Source organism: Pseudomonas nitroreducens (genome assembly GCF_024170165.1).
Classification (GTDB): domain Bacteria; phylum Pseudomonadota; class Gammaproteobacteria; order Pseudomonadales; family Pseudomonadaceae; genus Pseudomonas; species Pseudomonas nitroreducens_C.
On sequence record NZ_JALJXP010000017.1, the window covers coordinates 72011 to 93607 of the forward strand.

A 21597-nucleotide genomic window follows, 5' to 3' on the forward strand; every position below is an offset into this window, starting at 1 on the left:
ACAGCTAGCCGACCAGTCCGGCGCCCATGTTGATCGCCAGCCCCAGGACCGCGGTGTTGAACAGGAAGCCGATCACCGAGTGCGCCAGCACCACCTTGCGCATCGCCCGCGAGGCGACTTCCACGTCGGAGGTCTGCACCGCCACGCTGAGGGTGAAGGAGAAGTAGAGGAAGTCCCAGTAATCCGGGTTCTTCTCGCCCTCGGGGAAGCGCAGCATCGGTTCGCTGGCATTGGCCGAGTAGAACTGGCGAGCGTAGTGCATGGTGAAGATGGTGCCGATGAGGAACCAGGAACCGAGCACGGTACTGGCGGTGAAGGCGTAGCGGAGGATCTTCTCGCTGCCGCTGGCGTGCCCGGCGGTGGCCAGTTCGACGATGATGGCGCCCAGGCTGGCCACCGCGGCGACCGTGACCAGCACCAGTACCGCTTCGGCGTTCTCGTCCTCGATCTCGGCCAGCCGGCGCACCTCCGCCGGCGCCGCGCGCAGAGCCAGCCAGCCGATCAGCAGCACGTAGAGCCAGGCCATGCAGTTCCAGCCCAGCAGCACACGGGTCATGGGCGTTAACGGATAGCACGCGGTCGCCACCAGCACTCCGACGACGACCGAGCCGATCAGCCGTGGATGCGCCTGCAACAGTGCTCGGTTCAGGCGCAGCATGCCATGCGGTCCAGTTCGGCAGCGGCCAGCTGTGCCACGGCCAGGTCACTGTCGGCGGCCATGCCGTCGTCGAGGAACCAGGCGGCGGACAGTCCGGCGAAAGCCAGCACCCACTCCAGCAGGCGACGGCGATCGACACGGGCGCACTCGACGATCACGTCCAGCTGACGCAGGAAGCGCACGCGCTCGCGGGCGGTCGGCAGGTCCGGATTGCACAGCAGGTTGGCGTAGTCGAACAGCCGCTCACCGTAAAGCCGCTTGGGGTCGATGGCGCGCCAGCCACGCTCGCCGAAGTCGAGAATGTTGTCATGGTGGATGTCGCCGTGCAGCACGCGCAGGTCATGCTCGCTGGCCAGCAGGGCCTCGGCGGTTTCCAGACAGCGCGGGAACAGGCCGCCGTAACGCGCAGCAGCCGGCGTCAGGTCGCGGAACCACTCACGCAGGCCGATCACTTCCGGCAAGGGTTTTTCCCGTGGCTGGTGCAGTTTGCGCACGACGCCGCAGATGATCCGGCTGGCCTGGTCGTCCTCGCCGTTCAGCGCCATCTGCATCAACGACTGCGAACCCTCGGCGCGCTCCATGAGGACGGTATCGCCGTCGTAGGCATAGACCAGCGCGGCACCGTCGCCATCCCACCAGTCGAGCACCTTCGAGCCCAGGCGCTCATCGACGTCCAGTGCGCGCTTGAGCATCGCGGCGCGGCCCTGCCAGCGAACCGGCAGCAGATGGCTGCTGGGGGTGATGATCGGCTCCCCTTCGGAGACCAGGCGCCACAGGCGCAGGACACGTTCGAAATCCACAGGCACAGGCGCAGGCAACGGCATGGAGTGGTCCCACTGGAGGAGGCTGCCTGGAGCCTAGCACGGCGATCGATGCGGCCGCTGGCCAGTCAATCGGGGGAAGGTTTCAGGCGCTGGGCGAATTCGTCGAGCTGCTTCTGCTCGTACTTGTCGGCGGCCAGTCGCGCTTCCTCGCGGTAGCGCTCGACCAGCTTGCGCAGGCCTTCGAGGCGGGCGTATTTCTCCTGCCAGATGACCCGGGCCTTGCCCACATTGGTCTCATGGAAGGCCACCGAGCGATTCTGCTGTTCGACGGCGCCTTCGAGCTGCGCCAGGAAGCGCTGGTAGTTGATCAGCCACTGACCGCTGACACCCTGCTGGCCGTTGCTGATCCATTGCTGCTGGTAGTCGTAGCGGTAGCGTTCCAGCTCGGCGAGCTTGCGCTGCGCCTGCTGCAACTGGCCCTGCAGCTGGCCGAGCTGGCGCGCGGCCTCGCGCTCGGCCTTGAGCGCCATGTCCACCACCGGGGCGAGGCGTTCGGCGCGGCGGTTCATGGGTAAGCCCTCTGCCGTGCGGCCCTCTCCCCAACCCTGGCTGCGCGCCCCGCTCCAAAGGGAGAGGGAGCGAAAAGCTCGGCGCGGAAAATCATGCTCATCAGCCGGCCTTGCCACTGACCACGGCGTCCAGCAGCAGGCGGCTGTCGTCGAGGTTCTGGCTCTCGTCCAGGGCCTGGCGGAGGAACTGGCGCATGATCGGGAAGCGCTGGATGGCCAGGTCGGTTTCCGGATCGCCGCCGGCCACGTAGGCGCCGACACTGATCAGGTCGCGGCTCTGCTGGTAGCGCGACCAGAGTTGCTTGAAGCGCTGGGCATCACGCATGTGCTCGGGGGTGGTGACCTGGGGCATTACCCGGCTGATCGAGGCTTCGATGTCGATGGCCGGGTAATGGCCTTCCTCGGCCAGCCGCCGCGACAGCACGAAGTGGCCGTCGAGTACGCCCCGCGCAGCGTCGGCGATCGGATCCTGCTGGTCGTCGCCTTCGCTGAGCACGGTGTAGAAAGCGGTGATCGAGCCGCCGCCCTTCTCGCCGTTGCCGGCCCGCTCGACCAGACGCGGCAGCTTGGCGAACACCGACGGCGGATAGCCCTTGGTCGCCGGCGGCTCGCCGATGGCCAGGGCGATCTCGCGCTGGGCCTGGGCATAACGGGTCAGGGAATCCATCAGCAGCAGGACGTTCTTGCCCTTGTCGCGGAAGTACTCGGCGATACGGGTGCAGTACTGCGCGGCGCGCAGGCGCATCAGCGGCGCATCGTCCGCCGGTGAGGCAACGACCACGGAGCGCTTGAGGCCTTCCTCGCCGAGGATGTGCTCGATGAATTCCTTCACCTCGCGGCCCCGTTCGCCGATCAGCCCGACCACGATGATGTCGGCCTTGGTGAAGCGGGTCATCATGCCCAGCAGCACGGATTTACCGACGCCGGTACCGGCGAACAGGCCCAGGCGCTGGCCTCGGCCGACGGTGAGCAGGGAATTGATCGAGCGGATGCCGACGTCCATCGGCTCATGGATCGGATCGCGCGCCAGCGGGTTGATGATCGGGCCGTCCATCGGCACCCAGTCCTCGGCGCGCATGCCGCCCTTGCCGTCCAGCGCGCGACCGACACCGTCGAGCACCCGGCCGAGCATGGACATGCCCATGGGCAGGCGGCCGGAATCCGGCAGCGGCACCACGCGGGCGCCAGGGGCGATGCCGACGAGGCTGCCCACCGGCATCAGGTAGATCTTGCTGCCGGCGAAGCCCATGACCTCGGCTTCCACCTGCACCGGGTGATAGCCGCCGTCGTTGATCACCTGGCAGCGGCTGCCGACGGCGGCCTGCAGGCCCTCGGCCTCCAGGGTCAGGCCGACCATGCGCAGCAGGCGACCTTCCACCACCGGCTGGCTGGGCAGGCTCACGGCCTCGCTGTAGCCCTGCAGACGGCGGGCGAAACTGACGCGATCAAGGCGCATCGGTGCCGTCCTGGCCGGCGTCGAGGTTCACCTGCAGGTCAGGCTCCAGGGCGTGGGTCGCCTGGTCGCGCTGCTGCTCGAAGAGCTGCTTCACGGCCTGGGCCAGGCGCGTCTCGACGCTGGCGTCGATGCGCGAATGTTCGGTCTCGATGCGGCAGCCGCCGGGCAGCAGGCCGTCGTCCTCGATGATCTTCCAGCTTTCCTCGTGGCGATCACGCAGGGCCTTCACCAGCTCGAAGTCCTGCGGGTTGACCTGGATGCGGATGTTGCTGGCCCCCATGGGCAGCAGCTTGAGCGCCTCGCGCAGCACCAGACGGATCTGGCTGGAATCGGTGGCCAGCTCGCGCTGGACCACCTGGCGCACCACGTGGGTCACCAGGTTGAGCATGCCCTGCTCGAGCATCTGGTCCTGTTCGGCGATGGGGTCGAGCAGGTGCGACATCAGGGTTTCGAGATTCTGCAGGCGCGGTTGCAGCGCCGCGTCGGCTTCCTGGCGCGCCTTGAGCTGGCCGGCGTGGAAGCCGTCCTTCTCGCCGGTGGAGAAGCCCTCGTTGTAGGCCTCCTGGCGAATCGCCTCGAGTTCGTCGAGCGTCAGCGGCTTGACCTCTTCCTCCGGCACCTCCTCGATCTGCGGCTGTTCCTCGATCTCCGGCTCGGGTTCCGGCTCGGGTTCGGGGGCCGGCCGCGCCGGGTCGAAGCTGGGCATCGACCAGCGGTCGAAGCTCGCCACGTCGCGTGCGCGGATCAGTTCGCTGAGTTTGTCTTCATCCTTCGCCGGCGGTACCACGTCAGATCATCTCCTCGCCGCCCTTGCCACCCAGCACGATTTCGCCGGACTCGGCCATGCGCCGGGCGATGGTGAGGATTTCCTTCTGCGCACCTTCCACTTCGCTGACGCGCACCGGGCCCTTGGCCTCCAGGTCGTCGCGCAGCAGCTCGGCGGCCCGCTTGGACATGTTGCGGAAGATCTTCTCGCGGATCGCTTCGTCCGAGCCCTTGAGGGCCAGCACCAGCACGTCCGAGGACACCTCGCGCAGCAGCGCCTGGATGCCACGATCGTCGACGTCGGCGAGGTTGTCGAAGACGAACATCAGGTCTTCGATCTGGCCGGACAGGTCTTCGTCGACTTCGCGGATGGCGTCCATCAGCGCGCCTTCGACCGAGCTGTCGAGGTAGTTCATGATGTCTGCCGCGCGCTTCACGCCGCCCATGGTGGTGCGGGTGGAGTTGGCGTTGCCGGCGAACTGCTTCTCCAGGATCAGGTTCAGTTCCTTGAGCGCGGACGGCTGCACGGTGTTGAGCGAGGACACACGCAGGATGATGTCCAGGCGCACCTTGTGGTCGAAGTGGCTGAGCACTTCGCCGGCCTGGTCCGGGTCGAGGTAGGCGACCACGATGGCCTGGATCTGCGGGTGCTCGTAGCGAATCACGTCGGCCACGGCGCGCGGCTCCATCCACTTCAGGCTGTCCAGGCCGCTGGTGTTGCCGCCCAGCAGGATGCGGTCGATGAGGTTGTTCGCCTTGTCCTCGCCCAGGGCCTGGGTGAGCATCTTGCGGATGTAGCTGTCGGCGCCGACGCCCAGGCTGGTCTGGTCGCCGACGATCTCGACGAACTCGCCCATCACCTGCTCGACCTGCTCGCGGTGCACATTGCGCATCTGCGCCATGGCCACGCCGACCTTCTGCACTTCCTTCGGGCCCATGTGGCGCAGCACCTGCGCGGCATCGGTCTCACCCAGGGAGAGCAGGAGGATGGCAGCCTTGTCGACCTTGTTCAGTTTGGCGTTCATGCGCGCTTCACTCATCGGAATTGATCCAGTCCTTCACTACCTGGGCAACGCGCCCCGGGTCCTGGGCGACCAGACTCTTGATCGCATTCAATTGTGCATCGTACCCCTCGGACGGGCTGGGCAGCAGGATGCTGGCCGGGCCACCGAGGCTCACGCGGTCTTCGGACAGCTCGCCCTCCAGACCGCCCAACTCGCCCAGGCCACCTTCGCCTGCTGCGCCACCGGCCACCAGGGCCTTGCTCTTGTTGCCCGACAGGTTGTTCAGCACCGGGCGCAGCACGCCCAGCACCAGCACCAGGATGAAGACGATGCCCAGCACCTGCTTGACCACGTCCCAGAACCAGGGCTGCGAGTAGAACGGCGGCGACGCGATTTCATCACCCAGTTCCGGGGCGAACGGCGCGTTGATCACGCTGACGCTGTCGCCACGGCTGGCGTCATAGCCTACCGCGTCCTGCACCAGGCGGGTGAAGCGCGCCAGCTCGTCGGCGGTCCAGGGCTGGTGGCTGACTTCGCCGGTCTTCGGATCGGCGATCATGCGGTCATCCAGCACCACCGCGACGGAAAGCCGACGCAGGCGACCCTGCTGCTGCTTGGTGTAGCTCACCGAGCGATCCAGCTCGTAGTTGCGGGTGTTCTGCTGGCGCTTGTCGGTCGGGTACGGCGCCAGTTCCGGCTTGCCGGTCTTCGGATCGATGATCGGCTGGCCGTTGGCGTCCTTCAGCGGCTGGCCCGGTGCGACGAAGTCCGCCGGTTTGTTCTGCGCCGTGGTCTGCGGCGCACTGGCCGGGCCCGGCGGCTGGTTCGACAGCGCACCCGGCACGCCCTGCGGGCCGTTGCTGTTCTGCCGTTCCTCGTTGTTGCTCTGCTCGCTGCGCAGGGCCGGCTGGTCGGGGTTGAACGACTCCGAGGTGGACTCCACCGCGCTGAAGTCGACGTCGGCGGAGACCTCGGCCTTGTAGCGGCCGCTACCCAGCACCGGGGCGAGGATGCTGTGCACGCGCTGGGTGAAGTTGGTTTCCATGCGCCGGGTGAAGTCGAACTGCTTGCCGGCCATGGTCAGCTCGGAAAGCTCCTGCTGGTCGGAGAGCAGGTTGCCTTTCTGGTCGACCACGGTGACCTGGGATTTATCCAGTTCCGGCACGCTGGTGGCGACCAGGTTGACGATGGCCAGCACCTGGCTCGGCTCCAGGCTACGGCCCGGATACAGCTCGACCAGCACCGAGGCGCTGGGCTTGCGGTCGTCACGGACGAACACCGAGCTCTTCGGGATCGCCAGGTGCACGCGGGCGCCCTTGACGTTGTTCAGACTGGAGACGGTGCGCGCCAGCTCGCCTTCCAGGCCGCGACGGTAATTGGTCGCTTCCATGAACTGGCTGGTGCCCAGTGCCTGCTCCTTGTCGAGAATCTCGAAGCCGACGTTGTTGTCGGTCGGCGCCAGGCCAGCGCCGGCGACTTTCATGCGCGCACGGCCCAGGTCATCGGCCTTCACCAGCAGCGCGCCGGAGTTGGGCTCGATCTTGTAGCCGATGTCGGCGGCGGACAGCGCCTCGACCACCTTGTTGGCGTCGACGCCGTTGAGGCTGCCGTACAGCGGCTTGTAGTCCGGCTGCTGCGACCACAGGACCATGCCGAAGCCGATGGCGATGCTCGCGGCGAGACCGACCAGCAGGCCGACCTGGCGCAGCACCGGCATGTCCGCGAGGTTCTCGAGGAAAGTCAGGCCGAGCAGCGGCTTCTTCGGCGCGTCGGCGCCGACCTTGGCCGGAACCTGACTGTCAACAACGGAGGCTTGGGACATTACCTACGATCCTCGCCGCTCAAACCGGCATCTGCATGATGTCCTGGTACGCCTGGACGAGCTTGTTGCGTACCTGGGTCATCGCCTGGAAAGAAACACTGGCCTTCTGCGAAGCGATCATCACGTCGGTGAGATCGACACCGCTCTGCCCCATCTCGAAAGCGGTCGACAGGTCGGAGGCGGCCTGCTGGGTACCGTTCACCTTGTCCACGGCCTGTCCGAGCATCTGCGAGAAGCTCGGCGCCCCCGGCTCGGCCGGTGCGGCCTGCGTCTTCGCCTTGGCCATGGCCTCCATTTGCATGGAGCGCATTTCCAGCAGCAGACGATTGAACTCGATACCCTGACTCATCACTTACCCCTCCGACTGGCCGCGGTTTTTTGACACTGCGCGGCGCTTTGCAGAGGTGATTGCAACTTGGGTGCCAGTTTTTCGGGGCGTAGGAAAAATGCGGAGGCTAGCTCTGGAATGGGGATTCCAGGCCAGTTTGGCAACTGACTAGCCGGGGGCTTTCGGTGCGAGAGGCAGAGCCCCTCACCCCAGCCCTCTCCCAGAGGGAGAGGGGGCAGATTAGCGCGAGTGGTAATAGCGGTATTCAGCCGGACGCCTCGCAGCATCAGGAAGAGTGCCAGGTATCCAATTGGCAGAGGACAGCCCCCTCTCCCTCCGGGAGAGGGTTGGGGTGAGGGCAATCAGCCCGCGCCGGACTCAACCGCCAATCGAAGTCCCTCCATCACAACATCAACTCTCAAGAGAACATCATGATTCCAGAAGCGAATTACCCGAATCCCCTGTTCCACTAGCCAGGCATCCCGTTCAACGTCATGGGCGGAGTCCAGATGCTGCCCACCATCGAGCTCCACGGCCAACCGCAGCTCATGGCAGTAGAAGTCCAGCACATACCGACCAGAGGGCACCTGTCGCCTGAATTTCAGCCCGAGGAATCTGCGATCCCGCAGACATCCCCACATTCTGGACTCAGCGTCGGTTTGCCGGCGCCGCAACTGACGCGCGAACTCCACCTCATCCACCGCTCACTCCTCCTGTCGATCGACCAGGAAGAAAGCTCGGCGATTCTCTTGCGGAGCACAGTCAGGCCGCGGCTTAAACATGCCAGCGAAAACACCGGGGCCGACCAAGAAAAGGCCCGCACGAATGCGGGCCAAGAGGGGTTGTCTGTCAGTGGCTCAACTGGCGTAGAGGTAAGCCTCCACGTCCATGCCGGCGTCGCGCATCTGCGCGAGCTTGTAGCGCAGGGTACGCGGGCTGATGCCCAGTCGTTCGGCGGCTTCCTTGCGGCGGCCGCGTTCGCTGCGCAGGGTGTCGATGATCATCTGGAACTCTCGGCGCTTGAGGTCTTCACCCAGTTGCCCGGCCTCGGTGGAGGTCGGCGACGGAATTTCGACACTGGCCGGAACCGCCGGCGCAACAGGAGCCGGAACGGCCGCCAGCAGCGGACGCGGGGCAAGACCGATGGGCGCGGTCAGGCACAGGTCGGCGGCCTGCACCTGGCCGCCCTGCTGCAGGATCAGCGAACGCTGGATGGCGTTGTCCAGCTCACGCACGTTGCCCGGCCAGGGATGCGCCAGCAAAGCGGCGCGGGCGTCGTCGGCCAGGGTCACCGGCGCATGGTTCATCTTGCGGGCGTACTTGGCCAGCAGGCGCTCGGCCAGCGGCAGGATGTCGGCGGGACGTTCGCGCAGCGGGCGCCAGGCCAGCGGGAACACCGACAGGCGATAGTAGAGGTCCTCGCGGAAGCGTCCGGCGGCGACCTCCGCCAGCAGGTCACGGTTGGTGGTGGCGAGCACGCGGATGTCGAGGCTGACCGGCTTGCGCGCGCCGACGCGCTCCACTTCCCGCTCCTGCAGCACGCGCAGCAGCTTGGCCTGCAGACCCAGCGGCATTTCGGAGATTTCGTCGAGCAGGATGGTGCCGCCATCGGCCAGCTCGAACTTGCCCGGCTGGGCAGAGATGGCGCCGGTGAAGGCGCCCTTCTCGTGGCCGAACAGGGTGGCCTCGAGCATGTTGTCCGGGATCGCCGCGCAGTTGATCGCGACGAAGGGCTTGCCAACCCGCGGCGACTGCTGGTGGATGTACTGCGCCAGGACTTCCTTGCCGGTACCGGACTCGCCGGAAATCAGCACGGTGGAATCGCTGCGCGCAACACGGGCGGCCAGTTCCAGCAATTGCTGGCTGGCCGGTTCCAGGGCCACCGGACCTTCGCCGACGCTGGAGGGAACGGCACCCAGCGCATGGCGCGCCACCAGCTCCAGCAGCGCACGCGGCTCGAACGGTTTGACCAGGTAATCGGCAGCCCCCTGGCGCATGGCGTCCACGGCGCGATCGACGGCGCCGTAGGCGGTCATCAGCAGCACCGGCAATGGCGGGTAGCGTTTGCGGATCAGGCCGAGCAGCTGGTGCCCGTCCATACCCGGCATGTTCACGTCGCTGATCACCAGGCTGAAGCTGTCCTTCTCCAGTGCCGGCAGCGCGGCCTCGGCACAATCGACGGCGACGAAGTCATGCCCGCCGAGCGACAGGGTGTCGGAGAGGGCTTCACGAAGGGCGCGGTCGTCTTCGACCAGCAGGACTTTGGCGGCCATGGAAATCACTCCTCGTGGACGACGGGTTGAGTCAGGATCAGCGGCAGGATCAGGGTGGCGCAGGTGCCGACGCCGGGGCGCGAGCGCAGGCGCAGCTCGCCCTGGTGGGCCTTGGCGACGGCTTTCACCACGGCGAGGCCGAGGCCCGTGCCGGTGGTCTTGGTGGTGAAGAACGGCTCGCCCAGGCGCGCCAGGGTTTCCGCGCTCATGCCCGGGCCGTTGTCGCTGATGGACAGGCGCAGGCTGTTGTCACGCTGGTATAGGTGCACCTTCAGGCGCACCTCGCGGCCGGCGGCCTGGATGGCGTTTTCCACCAGGTTGAGTACGGTGCCGACCAGGGTGTCGCGGTTGCACAGCAGCTCGCCGACGCGGGCGTCGCACTGCCAGCGCAGGTTCAGGCCGGTCACGTGGGATTCGGCAGCAGCACGCAGGCTGCTGAACAGTTGACCGGGGGCGATGCGGTCCGGCAGCGGCAGCTCGCCGCGGGCGAACACCAGCATGTCGCGCACCTGGCTTTCCAGCTCGTGCAGGCGTTCCTTGATACGCCCGGCGAAACGCTGCTGCTGCTCGACCGGCAGCTCGCCTTCGCTCAGGTGGCCGGCATAGAGCATGGCGGCGGACAGCGGAGTGCGAATCTGATGAGCCAGGGAAGCGACCATGCGGCCCAGGGCGGACAGCCGCTCATGGCGGGCGAGCTGGTCCTGCAGGCGACGGGTTTCCGTCAGGTCATTGAGCAGGATCAGTTGGCCGGGTTCGCCGTTCAGCGGGCGGATGGCGATGGACACGCGGCGCCCATCGCGCAGGGAAACTTCGTGGCCATCGTCGGCACGCGGGGCGAAGCTGCGGGCGATGACTTCACGCCAGAGCATGCCCACCAGCGGTTTGCCCAGCAGCGCGACTGCCACCGGATTGGCGTCGCGCACCACGCCCTGACCGTCGATCATGATGACCCCGCCAGGCAGCACGTCGAGCAGGCTCTGCAGGCGGTTGGCCTGACGCTCCTTCTCCGCCAGCTCCTGCATGCGCTGCGCACTGACCAGGGCCAGCTCGCCCTTGAGCTCGGTGACGCGGGCTTCCAGCAGGCTGTAGGACTGGTTGAGCTGGCTGGACATCTGGCTGAACAGCTCGAAAGTCTGTTCCAGATGGGCGCGGCTCTGCTGCTCCACCGGCACCTGCAGCGATTCTGCGGGCAGCTGGGAAGCGAGTTCAGTCTGGCGGTTGGTGGCGGGCATCATGCGGGTTTTCCTCATCCGTCCGACGGCGTGAATCTGTCGGTCGGATGAGTCTTAGCAAACCCCGTGCCTAAAATTTACTCGTTATATTTCAATGACTTGAAAAAACGAGCACAGCGGAGGCGTCAATCCTCCGCCATTTCCTCTTCGCGGCGGCTCATGCCGTACTTGCGCATTTTCTCCACCAGGGTGGTGCGGCGGATGCGCAGGCGTTCGGCAGCGCGGGCGACCACGCCACTGGCGTCGTCCAGCGCCTGCTGGATGAGCCCCTGCTCGAGGTTGGCGAGGTAGTCCTTCAGGTCGATGCCCTCGGCCGGCAGCATGGCCGGCGAGTCGAGGCCCGGCAGCCCGGCGGTGATCGCCGCGCGTTCTTCCAGCTCCTCGCGCAGGCTGGTCGCCAGCTGCTCGTCCTCGTCGTCGACGTGACGGAATTTCTTCGGCAGTTCGCCCACGCCAATCACGCCATACGGGTGCATGATCGCCAGGCGCTCGACCAGGTTCGCCAGCTCGCGCACGTTGCCCGGCCAGTCGTGGCGGCAGAGCGACATGATGGCGGCGGAGTTGAAGCGGATCGAGCCGCGCTTCTCGTGCTCCATGCGCGAGATCAGCTCGTTCATCAGCAGCGGGATGTCCTCGACGCGCTCGCGCAGCGGGGCCATCTCGATGGGGAAGACGTTGAGGCGGTAGTACAGATCCTCGCGGAAGCTGCCGTCCTCGATCATCTTCTCGAGGTTCTTGTGGGTCGCGGCGATGATGCGCACGTCGACGTTCTGTGTCTTGTTGCTGCCCACGCGCTCGAAGGTGCGCTCCTGCAGCACGCGCAGCAGCTTGACCTGCATCGGCAGCGGCATGTCACCGATCTCGTCGAGGAACAGGGTGCCGCCGTTGGCCAGTTCGAAGCGCCCTGCCCGGCTGGTGATGGCGCCGGTGAAGGCCCCCTTCTCGTGGCCGAACAGTTCGCTCTCCAGCAGCTCCGCCGGGATCGCGCCGCAGTTGACCGGCACGAAGGGCGCATCGCGGCGCTTGGAGTGGTAGTGCAGGTTGCGTGCGACCACTTCCTTGCCGGTGCCGGATTCGCCGAGGATCAGCACGCTGGCATCGGTGTCGGCGACCTGCTGCATCATCTGCCGCACCTGCTGGATGGCGCGGCTGGTGCCGACCAGGCTGCGGAACAGGTTGGGCTCGCGCTGGCGGCCGCGCTCGCGGGCCTGGTCGTACATCTCGCGGTAGACCTGGGCACGGTGCAGGGAGTCGAGCAGCTTGTTGTAGCTGGGCGGCATCTCGAGGCTGGCCAGCACGCGGCGGCGCAGCTCCTCGGGCCATTCGTTGGGTACCGGCTCGCCCATCAGCAGCACCGGCAGGTACTCATCCCAGGCCGCGAGCTGCTTGAGCAGCTCCAGCGCGCCGCCCTTGCTCTCCACGGCGCCGACCAGCACGCAGAGCACGTCGCGGCTGCCGTTGGGCAGCGGGTCGACGGTCTGTCGCCAGTCACGGCTGCTGCAGGACAGTTGGTCTTCACCCAGGAAGCTGATGATCACCGAGAGGTCCCGGCAACGGTCCTGGTTGTCATCGATCACGAGGATTTTCGTTTCGCGCCACATCTTAGCTTGTCATCCCGGGCTTGAAGGCCGTACTACGGCGGCTGACACGATCTGGCCACAGCACAAATTCCTCATGCTAGCCAGCATTTGGCCACTAGTTAAGTCAAAATTGTGGCTAGAGTCAAATTTATGGCGTGTTTTTTTTGGTGCGGCCCGACGAAGGGTGTTGATCCCTGTCATGGCAATTGAAATGGAGCGTAGTTCGAAGCGGAGGCGGCGGCCACCGGCACCAGGCCGATCACCGCCGAAAGAGAGCCGATCCGGATGGATCAGCCGAACATCTGGTAAACCTTGGCGCCCTGGTGAGAACGGTTGACGCGGACGATCTCGGTAGCCACTTCTTCACGCTGCCGGGTGACCGCCTGGACCAGTTCGCGGTAGAGCGCCAGCAAGCCTTCGAGGCTGCGCTTGAGATCGCTGTCATCGTCCATCGGCTCGACCATGGCGGCGTCGACATGCTCACGACACTGGAGGTCGAGTTGGGCGACGGCTTCCCAGTCTTCCTGGGCCAGCGCCGCGCCAAGAGCAAGGCGGGTCTGTTCGATCTGCTGGACGGCGAGGGTCATGTTCGGTATCTCCTGGCGAGCTGCGATCACTGCGGAATCGCGTCCCAGCCTTCCTTGATGGTGCGCAGCAGACCCGACACCTCGTCGAGGACTTCCAGTTCATTGCTGCGGTTGGCGTCGCCCAGGCGACGGCTCATGTAGTCGTACAGGTTGGCATAGTTTTCCGCCAACTCACCACCCGCCTCGAAGTTCAGGGCTTCGCGCAGGCCGCCGATGATGGCGGTGGCCTTGCCGATCAGCATGCCCTTCTGGGCGAACTGCTCGCGCTCCATCGAACCGCGGGCCTGGGCGATGCGGCTCAGACCACCTTCCATCAGCATCTGGATCAGGCGATGGGGAGAGGCGTCGTGCACCTGCGACTGGTTGTTCACGTTCTGGTACTGACGCAGTGCGGCCGAAGCGTTCATCTGATTTCCCCTTGATTCGCTGAACGATCAAATCGTCGATATTCAAAGTATCGGCGCGGGCGGGAAAAGCTTTAGACAAAAATCTGCACTGGCGTACTGCCGCACAAGCGCACCGCAGAGCGGCGCCGCCCGGGATCAGCTGTCGGAGCTGCTGGTCTTGTTCAGCGCGTTGAGGGTGGTCAGCACGCTGGACTTGGTGGCGTTGAGCTGGGCCACCAGGGTGTCCATGGCGGTGTACTTGGCCATGAGCGTCTCGGTCAGCTTGGTCATGCGGGTATCGAGCTTGGTCGACTGGTCGGCCAGGTCGCTCAGGGTCGCGTTCAGTGCGGAGGTGCGCTGGTCGAGCAGGCCGTTGGTCTTGGTGTAGAGGTCCATGCTGCTGCTCATGCGATTGAGCAGGCCGCCGTCGCCGGTGAAGAAGCCCTGCACCGAGGCGAAGTTCTTTTCCAGGGCGGCGTCGAGCTTGGTGTCGTCGACGTCCAGGGTGCCATCAGTCTTGGTGGAAATCCCCAGCTGCGACAACAGCTTGATGCTGCCACCGTCGGTGGAGGAGCCGACCAGCTGGGTCCGCAGCGTGTTGAGCAGGTTGCGGGTCATCGAGTCACTGGCCAGCGAGGCGGCCGAGGTGGTCGGGTTGCCGTCGGCGTCGGTGGTGTTGGTGACCTTGGTCAGCGAATTGATGCTGGTGATCAGGGCGTTGTACGCCGAGACGAAGGACTGGACGGAGGTTTTCAGGCCATCGGTGTTGGTGTCCACGGTGACCGTCGACTTGCCGGCAGCCACCAGGTTGAGCTCCACGCCGCTGATGGCGCTGGAGATCTTGTTCACCGAACTGCTCATTTCCAGGCCATCGATGGTGTACTTGGCGTTCGCCGCGGGCGCACTGACGTAGCCGCCGGCGGTGGCCGAGGCCTTGGTGCCAGCGCCGTCGATCTTGAGCACATCGAGGCTCGAGTCGCCGCTGGTGGATACGCTGATATCGCTGCCTGAGCCGGTGACACTGGAACCCAGAACCAGACGCGGGCCATTGGCATCGGTGATGATGTTGGCTGTGAGGCCCTGATCCTTGAGTTGCGTGTTGATGCTGTCGCGGATGTCGCTGAGGGAAGCGCCGGCCTTGACGTTGACGTTGTAGGTGCTGCTGCCCTGGGTGATCGTCAGCTTGCCGGCGCCGAAGCTGGCCGACTTGTCGATGTACTGGGTAGCGACCTTGGAGCTGGTGGCCAGACTTTCCACTTCGATGGCATAGGTGCCGGCGGCGGCATTGGTGCCCAGGGTGGCGGTCAGCGCATCGGTGTTCGACGACTTCACGGCCAGACCGGCGAAGGAACTGGCGTCGTTGAGCTTGCCCATGGCGGTCTGGAAGGTATCCAGGGCACTCTGCAGCGAGCCGATACCGGACAGCGTGGTATTGGTCGCGGTCTTCTGCGTGGCGATCTGGTTCGATTTCGGCGCCTTCTGCGCATTCACCAAAGCCGTCACGATGGAGTCGATGTCGTATCCCGACCCTACGCCATTGATCGAAGTCCCGGCCATTTGCCTACCCTCCTGTCCAAATTTCTGGCGGTTTTCTGATTGCCGCCTGCGTCTTGTGACGCTTCATTCAAGAATCGCGCCAGAGCCCTGCAGAGCACTCAGGCGCGTTCACTGAACAGCAGATTACCCGCTTCCTTCAGGCTTTCTGCCAACTTGAGCGCAACTTCCGAAGGAATCTGCCGGATCACTTCACCGGTGTCGGAGGCCACGACTTTCACGACGGTTTCGCCGCTGGCGTCGTCCACCGAGAACTCCAGGTTGCGCTGCACCGACTGGGCCTGCTCACGCAGACGGCTGACGGCTTCATTCAGGCTGCGGCGGTTGTTGGCTGCCGGCGATTCCTTGGCGCTCTGCGGCAAGCTGTTGCCGCTGGCCGGCTTGCTGCCCGCGGCGGCGTTGTCGGCCGGGCGCAGGGTGTTGATTCCGAGGCTGGTATCCATCAGGTATTACCCTCCGAATGCAAAGCAAGGAAGGGCGCCGGGCGCCCTTCCTTTCCATTTTTCGCCTTTCGGCTACCCCTTACTGGAGCAGCTTCAGGACAGCGGAAGGCAGCTGGTTGGCCTGGGCCAGTACCGCGGTGGCGGCCTGTTGCAGGGTCTGCTGCTTGGTCATCTCCGCGGTTTCTGCGGCGAAGTCCACGTCCTGGATGGTGCTGCGTGCAGCGGTGGCGTTCTCGGACACGTTCTGCAGGTTCGAGATGGTGCTGTCCAGACGGTTCTGGATGGCACCCAGCGAGGAACGCTGGCTGTCGATCTGCTTCAGGGCGGCGTCGATCACCTGGGTAGCCGATTGGGCACCTTTGGCGGTCGCGATGTCCAGCGCCTGGATGGTGGAGTTCGAGGTGACCACAGCGTGCGCGCTGCCGGCGCCGGTGCCCACACCTGCGGTGAAGTCCTTGCCGGAAGTCAGCGAGATGGTGGTGGTGGTGCCGCCGCTGCCAGCTGCGCCGGCTACTGCCGCTACGCCGCTGATGTTGGTGTTGATCGCCGAGACGATGTCGTTGGCGCTGGCGCCCTTGGCGTAGCTGACCTGGGTACCGTTGACGGTGACCGAACCGGCGGTGGCTGCAACGCCGCCCGAGCCGCTGAGCACGGTGGACAGGTCCAGGGTGCCGGAAGCCAGTTGCGAGGAACCTTTCAGCGCGGTGGCGCTCATGTCGCTGAGGGTGAAGCTGACGGTTTCGTTGGCGTTGGCGCCGACCTGGAAGGTCAGGGTGCCGTTGGTGCCGGCGGTGCCGTCGAGCAGCTTGATACCGGAGGTGCCGCCACCGAAGGTGGTGGTCTTGGAGATACGGGTCAGTTCAGCGGTCAGCGACTTGAACTCCTGGTTCAGCGAGGTCTGGTCTTCGCTGCTGTTGGAGCCGTTGGCGGACTGCAGGGACAGTTCACGCATACGCTGCAGGATGTTGGTGGACTCTTGCAGAGCACCTTCGGCGGCCTGGGCGATGGAGTTGGCGTCCTGGGCGTTCTTCACGGCTACGTTCAGGCCGTTGACCTGGCTGGTCAGACGGTTGGAGATCTGCGAGCCGGCGGCGTCGTCCTTGGCGCTGTTGATACGCAGGCCGGTGGACAGACGGGTCATCGAAGTGTTCAGGTTGTTGGCGGCCTTGGTCAGGTTCTTTTGAACCGACAGCGAGGCGATGTTGGTGTTGACGGTAAGAGCCATGACGAATTCCTCGTGTTAGGGCTAAGTGGCCTCCCTGCCCGTTTGATTCGAAATGGCGTGGAGAACCTTCGTTAGGGTTATCGTCCCAAGTCGGATGGGCTTTAACTTTTTTTTCGAATTTTCTTCAGGCCGCTCTGTAGGCCGCGGCTGGCCTCGTTCTTGCAAAGCCCACCCGCACGCGCCAAAGCTCCGTCACACGCAGGCCTTACATGTCCAACCACAAGCTTCAATCCGAGATCCAGCGCCTCAGCCAGGCGTTGCAGATTGCCGAAGACCGCGAAGATCGCGCCGAGCAGATCCGCCTGTATGAAGCGCTGGCGAAGCTGGTGCCGAACACCGCCATGGTCCACGCCAAGATCGCCCGCCTGCACCTGGAGCTGCAGGACCCGCAATCGGCGGAGCCGTGGGCCGAGCGCGCGCTGGACATGACCACCGACCCCAAGGTCGATGAAGAACTGCTCGACACGATGCGTACTCATCGGCTGTTCATAAAGAACCTTGAACGTGCCGAGCGCTGGTACCAGGCCTCGCCGAGCCTGCCGCGCATGGCCCTGTACTGCGCCGCGCTGAGCCTGCGCAAGCGCTTCGACGAAGCCGAGGCGCTCTATACCCAGGCGCTGGAAAAGCCGCTGGAGACCTGGCAGCAGAGCATCCTGCTCGGCCTGCTGGGCACCCTGTACTTCGAGTGCGGGCGCTTCCATGACAGCGTCGCCTGCCATCAGCTCACGCTGGAACTGGCCCCCAACTACCTGTTCGGCCCCTTCAACCTGGCACTGTCGCTGGAGCAGGTGGCGCGCTACCAGGACGCCTACCGTCTCTATATGCAGACGCTGGAGAAGATGCCGGAACATTCGGGTACGCATAACAACCTGTCGCTGCTGCAGTTGCGCCTCAAACAGTTCGATGTCGCCTGGCCTCACTACGAGGCACGCTGGAAGACCTCGCTGAAGGAGCACTACCAGGAGTTCAACACCCCGCGCTGGCGCGGCGAGCCGCTGGAAGGCAAGACTCTGCTGGTCTGGGCCGAACAAGGCATCGGCGACCACGTCATGTTCGTCAGCATGCTGCCGGACCTGCTCAAGCTGGGCGGCCAGGTGCATGTCGAGACCTACGACCGTCTCTGCCCACTGCTGCAGCGCAGCATGCCGGGCCTGTCGATCATCCAGCGCGAAAGCACCGGCCAGGTCCACAACGGCCAGCGCATGATGCACCGGCAGACCTGGCCACGCAGTGACTACCAGATTCCCATGGGCAGCCTGGGCGAGTTCCTGCGCCCTACCCTCGCCTCCTTCGCCGGTACCCGCGCCTTCCTCAAGGCCGACGAGCAGCGGACCCAGGCCAAACGAGCCGAGTACCAGCGTCTGTTCCCCGGTAAACGCCTGGTGGGCATTTCCTGGCGTGGCGGCACCGATACTGCCAACGACATGCAGAGCCGCCGCATCGAGATGCAGGAACTGGCGCAACTGGCAAAGCTGGACAACGTACAGCTGATCAACCTGCAGTACGGCAATACCGAGCCGGAGCGCGCCGAAGCCGAGAGCCTCGGGCTGCATATCCACCATGACGCCGCGGTCAATCCGCTCAAGGACATGGATGCCCAGGCCAGCCAACTGGCCGCGCTGGACGCCGTGCTGAGCATCGACAACACCACCGTCCACCTCGCCGGGGCGCTGGGCGTGCCGACCTTCGTGCTGCTCCAGCTCAATCCGAACTGGCGCTGGGCCGTCGACGATGCGACCAGCTACTGGTACCCATCCGTACAACTGATCCGCAACCGCGAGCTGGGCCGCTGGGGCGAAGCCCTGGACCAGGCCGTGCAGCGCATGCGCGGGAGTGGCGTGCTATGAACGCCCTCCGCGCCAACACCTTTCAACCGGCCCGCCCGTGCGGCGCCTGCCAACCCTGATCGCCAGCGACTCCGCTTGGAGGAGAACCCCAGTGTCCCAACCTTTTGAAGCCCGCATTGCCCAGGCTCAGCAACTGCAACAAAGCGGTCAGCGTGAAGCGGCCGTCGCCGCCTTCCGCGAGTTGCACGGCGAACGTCCTGATGACCTGCCGGTGCGCCTGAGCCTGGCCATCGCCCTGGGCGAGCTCGGCCAGAACAACGACGAAGCCCTCGACCACCTGCTGCATATCCAGCAGGCGGTGCCTGACAACGCCGCGGTGAACAGCCTGCTCGGCCGCCTGCTGGTGCGCCTGCGTCGCTACGACGAGGCCCACCCCTACCTGCACCTGGCGGTGCAACTGGATGCGGAAGACTTCGAGGTACGCAACACCCTGGCGACCCTGGCGCTGTTCCAGGGTCACCTGGAGGAGGCCTACCACTGGCTGGCCAGCCTCTCCACCTACGAGAAGCGCGCCGACACCGCGGACCTGCTGGCCCAGCTGGAAATGCTCCAGGGCATGCGTCAGGCCGAGGCCAGCAGCTTCTTCGGCAAGGCCCGGGTATTCGCCCGCTCCAGCCACGCGGCCACTGTCGGCGGCCCGCCGGGCGCCAAGGCGATCATGGAGAACAACCCGAGCCAGCGCGACGATCTGCTGGCGGTCACTGGCTGGCAGCGTATCGAGGCCGGCACCCTGAACCTGCAGGCACTGTTCGACCCGAAGGACCTGGTGCAGAAGATCGCCCCGCTGTTCTTCGAATCCGGCAGCGGCATCATCTACGCCGCGCCCTATGAACACGTGCCCTACATCCGCATGGGCTACTTCTACTACCAGGGCTTCCTGCAGTACGAAGGCCGCCACGCGCCGGTGCTAATCCGCCGCGCCGCCGTGCCGACCTCGCCGGACGTGCTGGAAGTCTGGGCCGAGCACAACCTGCGCGAGCAGCTCAACCTGGTCGACGGCAACGACGTGCTCTGCTACCTGCGCAGCCCCGATGCCGCACCGGAAGACAGCCAGTGGCGCGACTGCAAGCTGGACGTGCACGAGAACTTCTTCTCGCAATCCCAGGTCTTCGGCGCCAACAAGGAGCTGTACCAGGGCCATGAAGGCTGGGACCTGCCGGGCGCCCGCCCGACCCTGTTCCGGATGAACCGCTACGCGCTGGAAAAATGGCTCACCCCCACCGACCGCGTGCTGGACATCGGCTGCAACATCGGCTGCTTCGGCATCGAGGTGGCGCAGCAGGTCGGCAGCTACCTGGGCTTCGACAACAACGACTCGCTGATCCGCATCGCCGACCGCCTGGCGCAGCATCACAAGGTGGAGAACTGCGAGTTCCGCACCTGCACCTATGAAGACCTGCGCGCCAGCAATCCGGAGCTGTTCGACGTGATCTTCTCCTTCGCCGTGCACGTATGGATCGGCAAGCCGATGCCCGACTACGTCGCCGACCTCAAGAGCCTGCTCAAGCCAGGCGGCATCGTGGTGATCGAGAGCAACGACCTGCGGATGAACGACACCAAGTTCTTCGCCAACATGCGCCACTTCTACGAGCAGGGCTTCTTCCTGCTGTACCAGGGCCAGTTGGTCGACGACAAGGTCCACCATCGCGGTTTCTGCGTGTTCAAGCGCCTGGACTGACAGATCGCGACCACGAAAAAAGCCCGGCGATTGCCGGGCTTTTTTATGGGCTTTTCGTAGGAGCGAGCTTGCTCGCGAACTGGGTTTCGCAGTGAGGGTGGTTCGCGAGCAAGGGCTAGGCGCCCCCCTCGGTCCTACAGGTGGCATCGACCTGCGTCGAACTCCTTTGGCCAAGGAGTACGCCGCGAGGGATTTCGCGGACAAGGTCAGCTCCTACGGGAGCAGCGCCGCGCCAGCGGCTCGGCTTTGGCTTTGGCTTCGGCTTCGGCTTTGGCTTTGAAGACTTCCAGAGAAACGTCCGCGCACTCCGGACGGCCCCTTTCAGGAGGCCTCGTTGAATTGGAGTTTCAGGGGTTGAGCGACATGGATGTCGCGAGAGCGGCGATGGGCCAGGGATGGCCCTTCGACGCGTGCCCCTGAAACTTCGATTCAACGAGGGAATTTTTCGCCTAAGCGAAAAACCGGATGGAGGGGCAAGCCTTCTTGGTTACTTCTTCGGCGTTTGGAAGAAGTGACTCGCCGAGGGGCGAAACACGAAGTCCGCGCGCGCACAGAAGCGGCGCAGAAGTACCCAAGGCCAAGCACCTCAGGCGTTTCCCCCATAACAGGACGGGGCAGAGCAGCACTACCCACGCTGCCACCCACGCACCAGCATCGATGGGTATCGCTACGCTCCACGCCATCCTACTTGGCGAATTCCTGAACCCGCACCAGGCGCCCTTTCGCGAGCAAGCTCGCTCCTACGAAGAACCAGGCGCTGCGCCATCAGTTGGCGATGACAAACGTCTCGCTGGCCTGCCACATGTCACCGCTCCACTGCGGGAAGCCGGTGGCCTGGCGCCAGGCGGTGGAGCAGATCAGGCAGGTGGTGATGCCCGGGAATTCAGGCGTGATGCAATCCAGCATGCCCTTCCACCAGAGCGGCTGGCGGACGGTGATGTGCGCGTTCTCGCCATTGGGCAGCAGCGCCTGGGCCGGATAGCAGGCGACGTTGAGAATCACCAGGCGGTCGGCGCAGGAGTAGATGTCACGCAGGACCTTCGGCACGTCGGCGACGAAGACGTGTTCGAGCACGTCGAAGGACACCACGCAGTCGACTTTCCGTCGCTCGTCGATGCCACGCGCCGGCTCGTAGCGGTAGGCCGCCTCGAGGTTGAAGTACTGCATCGCGGACTGGCCGTTGTCGTCGAAGCCGGGCTGGGTCCAGTCGGAACCGCCGCAGCCATAGTCCAGCACGTTGCGAATGGCATGGTTCTGCAGGATCTCGCGGATCTGCGGGCGGAACGGGCGCAGCTCGAAATCGCTGAAGGCAACGTCGACGTGCTGCTCATCGTTGCGATCGTAGCCTTCGCGCGCCATCTGCCCGTACATCTCGATCAGTTGGCGGCCCTTGGCGCTGAAGTTGATATCACCCATGTGTGGTTCT

The 21597-nt window shown here is 65.1% G+C and carries 20 protein-coding genes; 2 read left to right on the forward strand and 18 right to left on the reverse strand.

Features of this window, described 5'->3' with window-relative positions; all coding sequences use genetic code 11:
• Positions 1 to 4 precede the first annotated feature (4 nt).
• The 17 genes from J2T47_RS26510 to J2T47_RS26590 form a co-directional block, all read right to left on the reverse strand.
• Entirely contained in the window at positions 5 to 658 is a 654-nt protein-coding gene (locus J2T47_RS26510) for a DUF1345 domain-containing protein (RefSeq protein ID WP_253453360.1), read from the reverse strand.
• Entirely contained in the window at positions 646 to 1482 is an 837-nt protein-coding gene (locus tag J2T47_RS26515; RefSeq protein WP_437181018.1) for an aminoglycoside phosphotransferase family protein, read from the reverse strand. The genes J2T47_RS26510 and J2T47_RS26515 overlap by 13 nt, the downstream gene beginning before the upstream one ends.
• 65 nt (positions 1483 to 1547) lie before the next feature.
• Complete coding sequence (gene fliJ / locus J2T47_RS26520; protein WP_253453364.1) at positions 1548 to 1991, reverse strand: flagellar export protein FliJ; 444 nt, start codon at positions 1989 to 1991, stop codon at positions 1548 to 1550.
• 100 nt (positions 1992 to 2091) lie between these two features.
• Positions 2092 to 3447, reverse strand: coding sequence for a flagellar protein export ATPase FliI (gene fliI, locus J2T47_RS26525; RefSeq protein WP_253453366.1), 1356 nt, complete (start codon positions 3445 to 3447; stop codon positions 2092 to 2094).
• Positions 3437 to 4234: a flagellar assembly protein FliH gene (fliH, locus tag J2T47_RS26530; RefSeq protein ID WP_253453368.1), complete on the reverse strand. Its 798-nt coding sequence runs from the start codon at positions 4232 to 4234 to the stop codon at positions 3437 to 3439. The genes fliI and fliH overlap by 11 nt, the downstream gene beginning before the upstream one ends.
• A 1-nt stretch (position 4235) precedes the next feature.
• On the reverse strand, positions 4236 to 5252 hold the full coding sequence (gene fliG / locus J2T47_RS26535; protein WP_045212107.1) for a flagellar motor switch protein FliG: 1017 nt from the start codon (positions 5250 to 5252) through the stop codon (positions 4236 to 4238).
• Positions 5245 to 7038, reverse strand: a complete 1794-nt coding sequence (gene fliF, locus J2T47_RS26540; RefSeq protein ID WP_253453370.1) for a flagellar basal-body MS-ring/collar protein FliF — start codon at positions 7036 to 7038, stop codon at positions 5245 to 5247. Before fliF ends, fliG begins: the two co-directional genes overlap by 8 nt.
• 19 nt (positions 7039 to 7057) lie before the next feature.
• The gene (gene fliE / locus J2T47_RS26545; protein ID WP_253453372.1) at positions 7058 to 7387 is read right to left on the reverse strand and encodes a flagellar hook-basal body complex protein FliE; all 330 of its coding nucleotides are present in this window, start codon (positions 7385 to 7387) and stop codon (positions 7058 to 7060) included.
• A 341-nt stretch (positions 7388 to 7728) separates the two neighbouring features.
• Entirely contained in the window at positions 7729 to 8067 is a 339-nt protein-coding gene (locus tag J2T47_RS26550) for an endonuclease domain-containing protein (RefSeq protein ID WP_253453373.1), read from the reverse strand.
• A 156-nt stretch (positions 8068 to 8223) separates the two neighbouring features.
• Positions 8224 to 9639, reverse strand: a complete 1416-nt coding sequence (gene fleR, locus J2T47_RS26555) for a sigma-54-dependent response regulator transcription factor FleR (protein ID WP_253453375.1) — start codon at positions 9637 to 9639, stop codon at positions 8224 to 8226.
• A 5-nt stretch (positions 9640 to 9644) separates the two neighbouring features.
• Positions 9645 to 10874, reverse strand: a complete 1230-nt coding sequence (locus tag J2T47_RS26560) for a sensor histidine kinase (protein WP_253453378.1) — start codon at positions 10872 to 10874, stop codon at positions 9645 to 9647.
• A gap of 122 nt (positions 10875 to 10996) precedes the next feature.
• Positions 10997 to 12472, reverse strand: coding sequence for a sigma-54 dependent transcriptional regulator (locus tag J2T47_RS26565; RefSeq protein WP_253453379.1), 1476 nt, complete (start codon positions 12470 to 12472; stop codon positions 10997 to 10999).
• A 269-nt stretch (positions 12473 to 12741) separates the two neighbouring features.
• Positions 12742 to 13038: a flagellar protein FliT gene (gene fliT / locus J2T47_RS26570; RefSeq protein WP_045212118.1), complete on the reverse strand. Its 297-nt coding sequence runs from the start codon at positions 13036 to 13038 to the stop codon at positions 12742 to 12744.
• Between the two features lie 26 nt (positions 13039 to 13064).
• On the reverse strand, positions 13065 to 13445 hold the full coding sequence (fliS, locus tag J2T47_RS26575) for a flagellar export chaperone FliS (protein ID WP_253453382.1): 381 nt from the start codon (positions 13443 to 13445) through the stop codon (positions 13065 to 13067).
• 135 nt (positions 13446 to 13580) lie between these two features.
• Positions 13581 to 14981, reverse strand: coding sequence for a flagellar filament capping protein FliD (gene fliD / locus J2T47_RS26580; RefSeq protein ID WP_253453383.1), 1401 nt, complete (start codon positions 14979 to 14981; stop codon positions 13581 to 13583).
• Between the two features lie 98 nt (positions 14982 to 15079).
• The gene (locus J2T47_RS26585; RefSeq protein ID WP_253453385.1) at positions 15080 to 15421 is read right to left on the reverse strand and encodes a flagellar protein FlaG; all 342 of its coding nucleotides are present in this window, start codon (positions 15419 to 15421) and stop codon (positions 15080 to 15082) included.
• A 79-nt stretch (positions 15422 to 15500) separates the two neighbouring features.
• A complete protein-coding gene (locus J2T47_RS26590) occupies positions 15501 to 16646 on the reverse strand; it encodes a flagellin (RefSeq protein WP_253453387.1) in 1146 nt (381 codons plus the stop codon).
• 209 nt (positions 16647 to 16855) lie between these two features.
• On the opposite strand from J2T47_RS26590, the gene J2T47_RS26595 reads away from it, so the two are divergent.
• Both J2T47_RS26595 and J2T47_RS26600 read left to right on the forward strand, forming a co-directional pair.
• The gene (locus tag J2T47_RS26595) at positions 16856 to 18493 is read left to right on the forward strand and encodes a hypothetical protein (protein ID WP_253453389.1); all 1638 of its coding nucleotides are present in this window, start codon (positions 16856 to 16858) and stop codon (positions 18491 to 18493) included.
• A gap of 91 nt (positions 18494 to 18584) precedes the next feature.
• Positions 18585 to 20171, forward strand: coding sequence for a methyltransferase domain-containing protein (locus tag J2T47_RS26600; protein WP_253453391.1), 1587 nt, complete (start codon positions 18585 to 18587; stop codon positions 20169 to 20171).
• Between the two features lie 765 nt (positions 20172 to 20936).
• Here J2T47_RS26600 and J2T47_RS26605 read toward each other — a convergent pair.
• A complete protein-coding gene (locus J2T47_RS26605) occupies positions 20937 to 21587 on the reverse strand; it encodes a class I SAM-dependent methyltransferase (protein ID WP_253453393.1) in 651 nt (216 codons plus the stop codon).
• Between the last annotated feature and the right edge of the window lie 10 nt (positions 21588 to 21597).

What these genes read in the sequence shown, in the direction of transcription:
- J2T47_RS26510 (WP_253453360.1), bottom strand. Translation starts at nt 658, where the DNA reads ATGCTGCGCCTGAACCGAGCACTGTTGCAGGCGCATCCACGGCTGATC.
- J2T47_RS26515 (WP_437181018.1), bottom strand. Translation starts at nt 1,482, where the DNA reads ATGCCGTTGCCTGCGCCTGTGCCTGTGGATTTCGAACGTGTCCTGCGC.
- fliJ (WP_253453364.1), bottom strand. Translation starts at nt 1,991, where the DNA reads ATGAACCGCCGCGCCGAACGCCTCGCCCCGGTGGTGGACATGGCGCTC.
- fliI (WP_253453366.1), bottom strand. Translation starts at nt 3,447, where the DNA reads ATGCGCCTTGATCGCGTCAGTTTCGCCCGCCGTCTGCAGGGCTACAGC.
- fliG (WP_045212107.1), bottom strand. Translation starts at nt 5,252, where the DNA reads ATGAGTGAAGCGCGCATGAACGCCAAACTGAACAAGGTCGACAAGGCT.
- fliF (WP_253453370.1), bottom strand. Translation starts at nt 7,038, where the DNA reads ATGTCCCAAGCCTCCGTTGTTGACAGTCAGGTTCCGGCCAAGGTCGGC.
- fliE (WP_253453372.1), bottom strand. Translation starts at nt 7,387, where the DNA reads ATGAGTCAGGGTATCGAGTTCAATCGTCTGCTGCTGGAAATGCGCTCC.
- fleR (WP_253453375.1), bottom strand. Translation starts at nt 9,639, where the DNA reads ATGGCCGCCAAAGTCCTGCTGGTCGAAGACGACCGCGCCCTTCGTGAA.
- J2T47_RS26560 (WP_253453378.1), bottom strand. Translation starts at nt 10,874, where the DNA reads ATGATGCCCGCCACCAACCGCCAGACTGAACTCGCTTCCCAGCTGCCC.
- J2T47_RS26565 (WP_253453379.1), bottom strand. Translation starts at nt 12,472, where the DNA reads ATGTGGCGCGAAACGAAAATCCTCGTGATCGATGACAACCAGGACCGT.
- fliT (WP_045212118.1), bottom strand. Translation starts at nt 13,038, where the DNA reads ATGACCCTCGCCGTCCAGCAGATCGAACAGACCCGCCTTGCTCTTGGC.
- fliS (WP_253453382.1), bottom strand. Translation starts at nt 13,445, where the DNA reads ATGAACGCTTCGGCCGCACTGCGTCAGTACCAGAACGTGAACAACCAG.
- fliD (WP_253453383.1), bottom strand. Translation starts at nt 14,981, where the DNA reads ATGGCCGGGACTTCGATCAATGGCGTAGGGTCGGGATACGACATCGAC.
- J2T47_RS26585 (WP_253453385.1), bottom strand. Translation starts at nt 15,421, where the DNA reads ATGGATACCAGCCTCGGAATCAACACCCTGCGCCCGGCCGACAACGCC.
- J2T47_RS26590 (WP_253453387.1), bottom strand. Translation starts at nt 16,646, where the DNA reads ATGGCTCTTACCGTCAACACCAACATCGCCTCGCTGTCGGTTCAAAAG.
- J2T47_RS26595 (WP_253453389.1), top strand. Translation starts at nt 16,856, where the DNA reads ATGTCCAACCACAAGCTTCAATCCGAGATCCAGCGCCTCAGCCAGGCG.
- J2T47_RS26605 (WP_253453393.1), bottom strand. Translation starts at nt 21,587, where the DNA reads ATGGGTGATATCAACTTCAGCGCCAAGGGCCGCCAACTGATCGAGATG.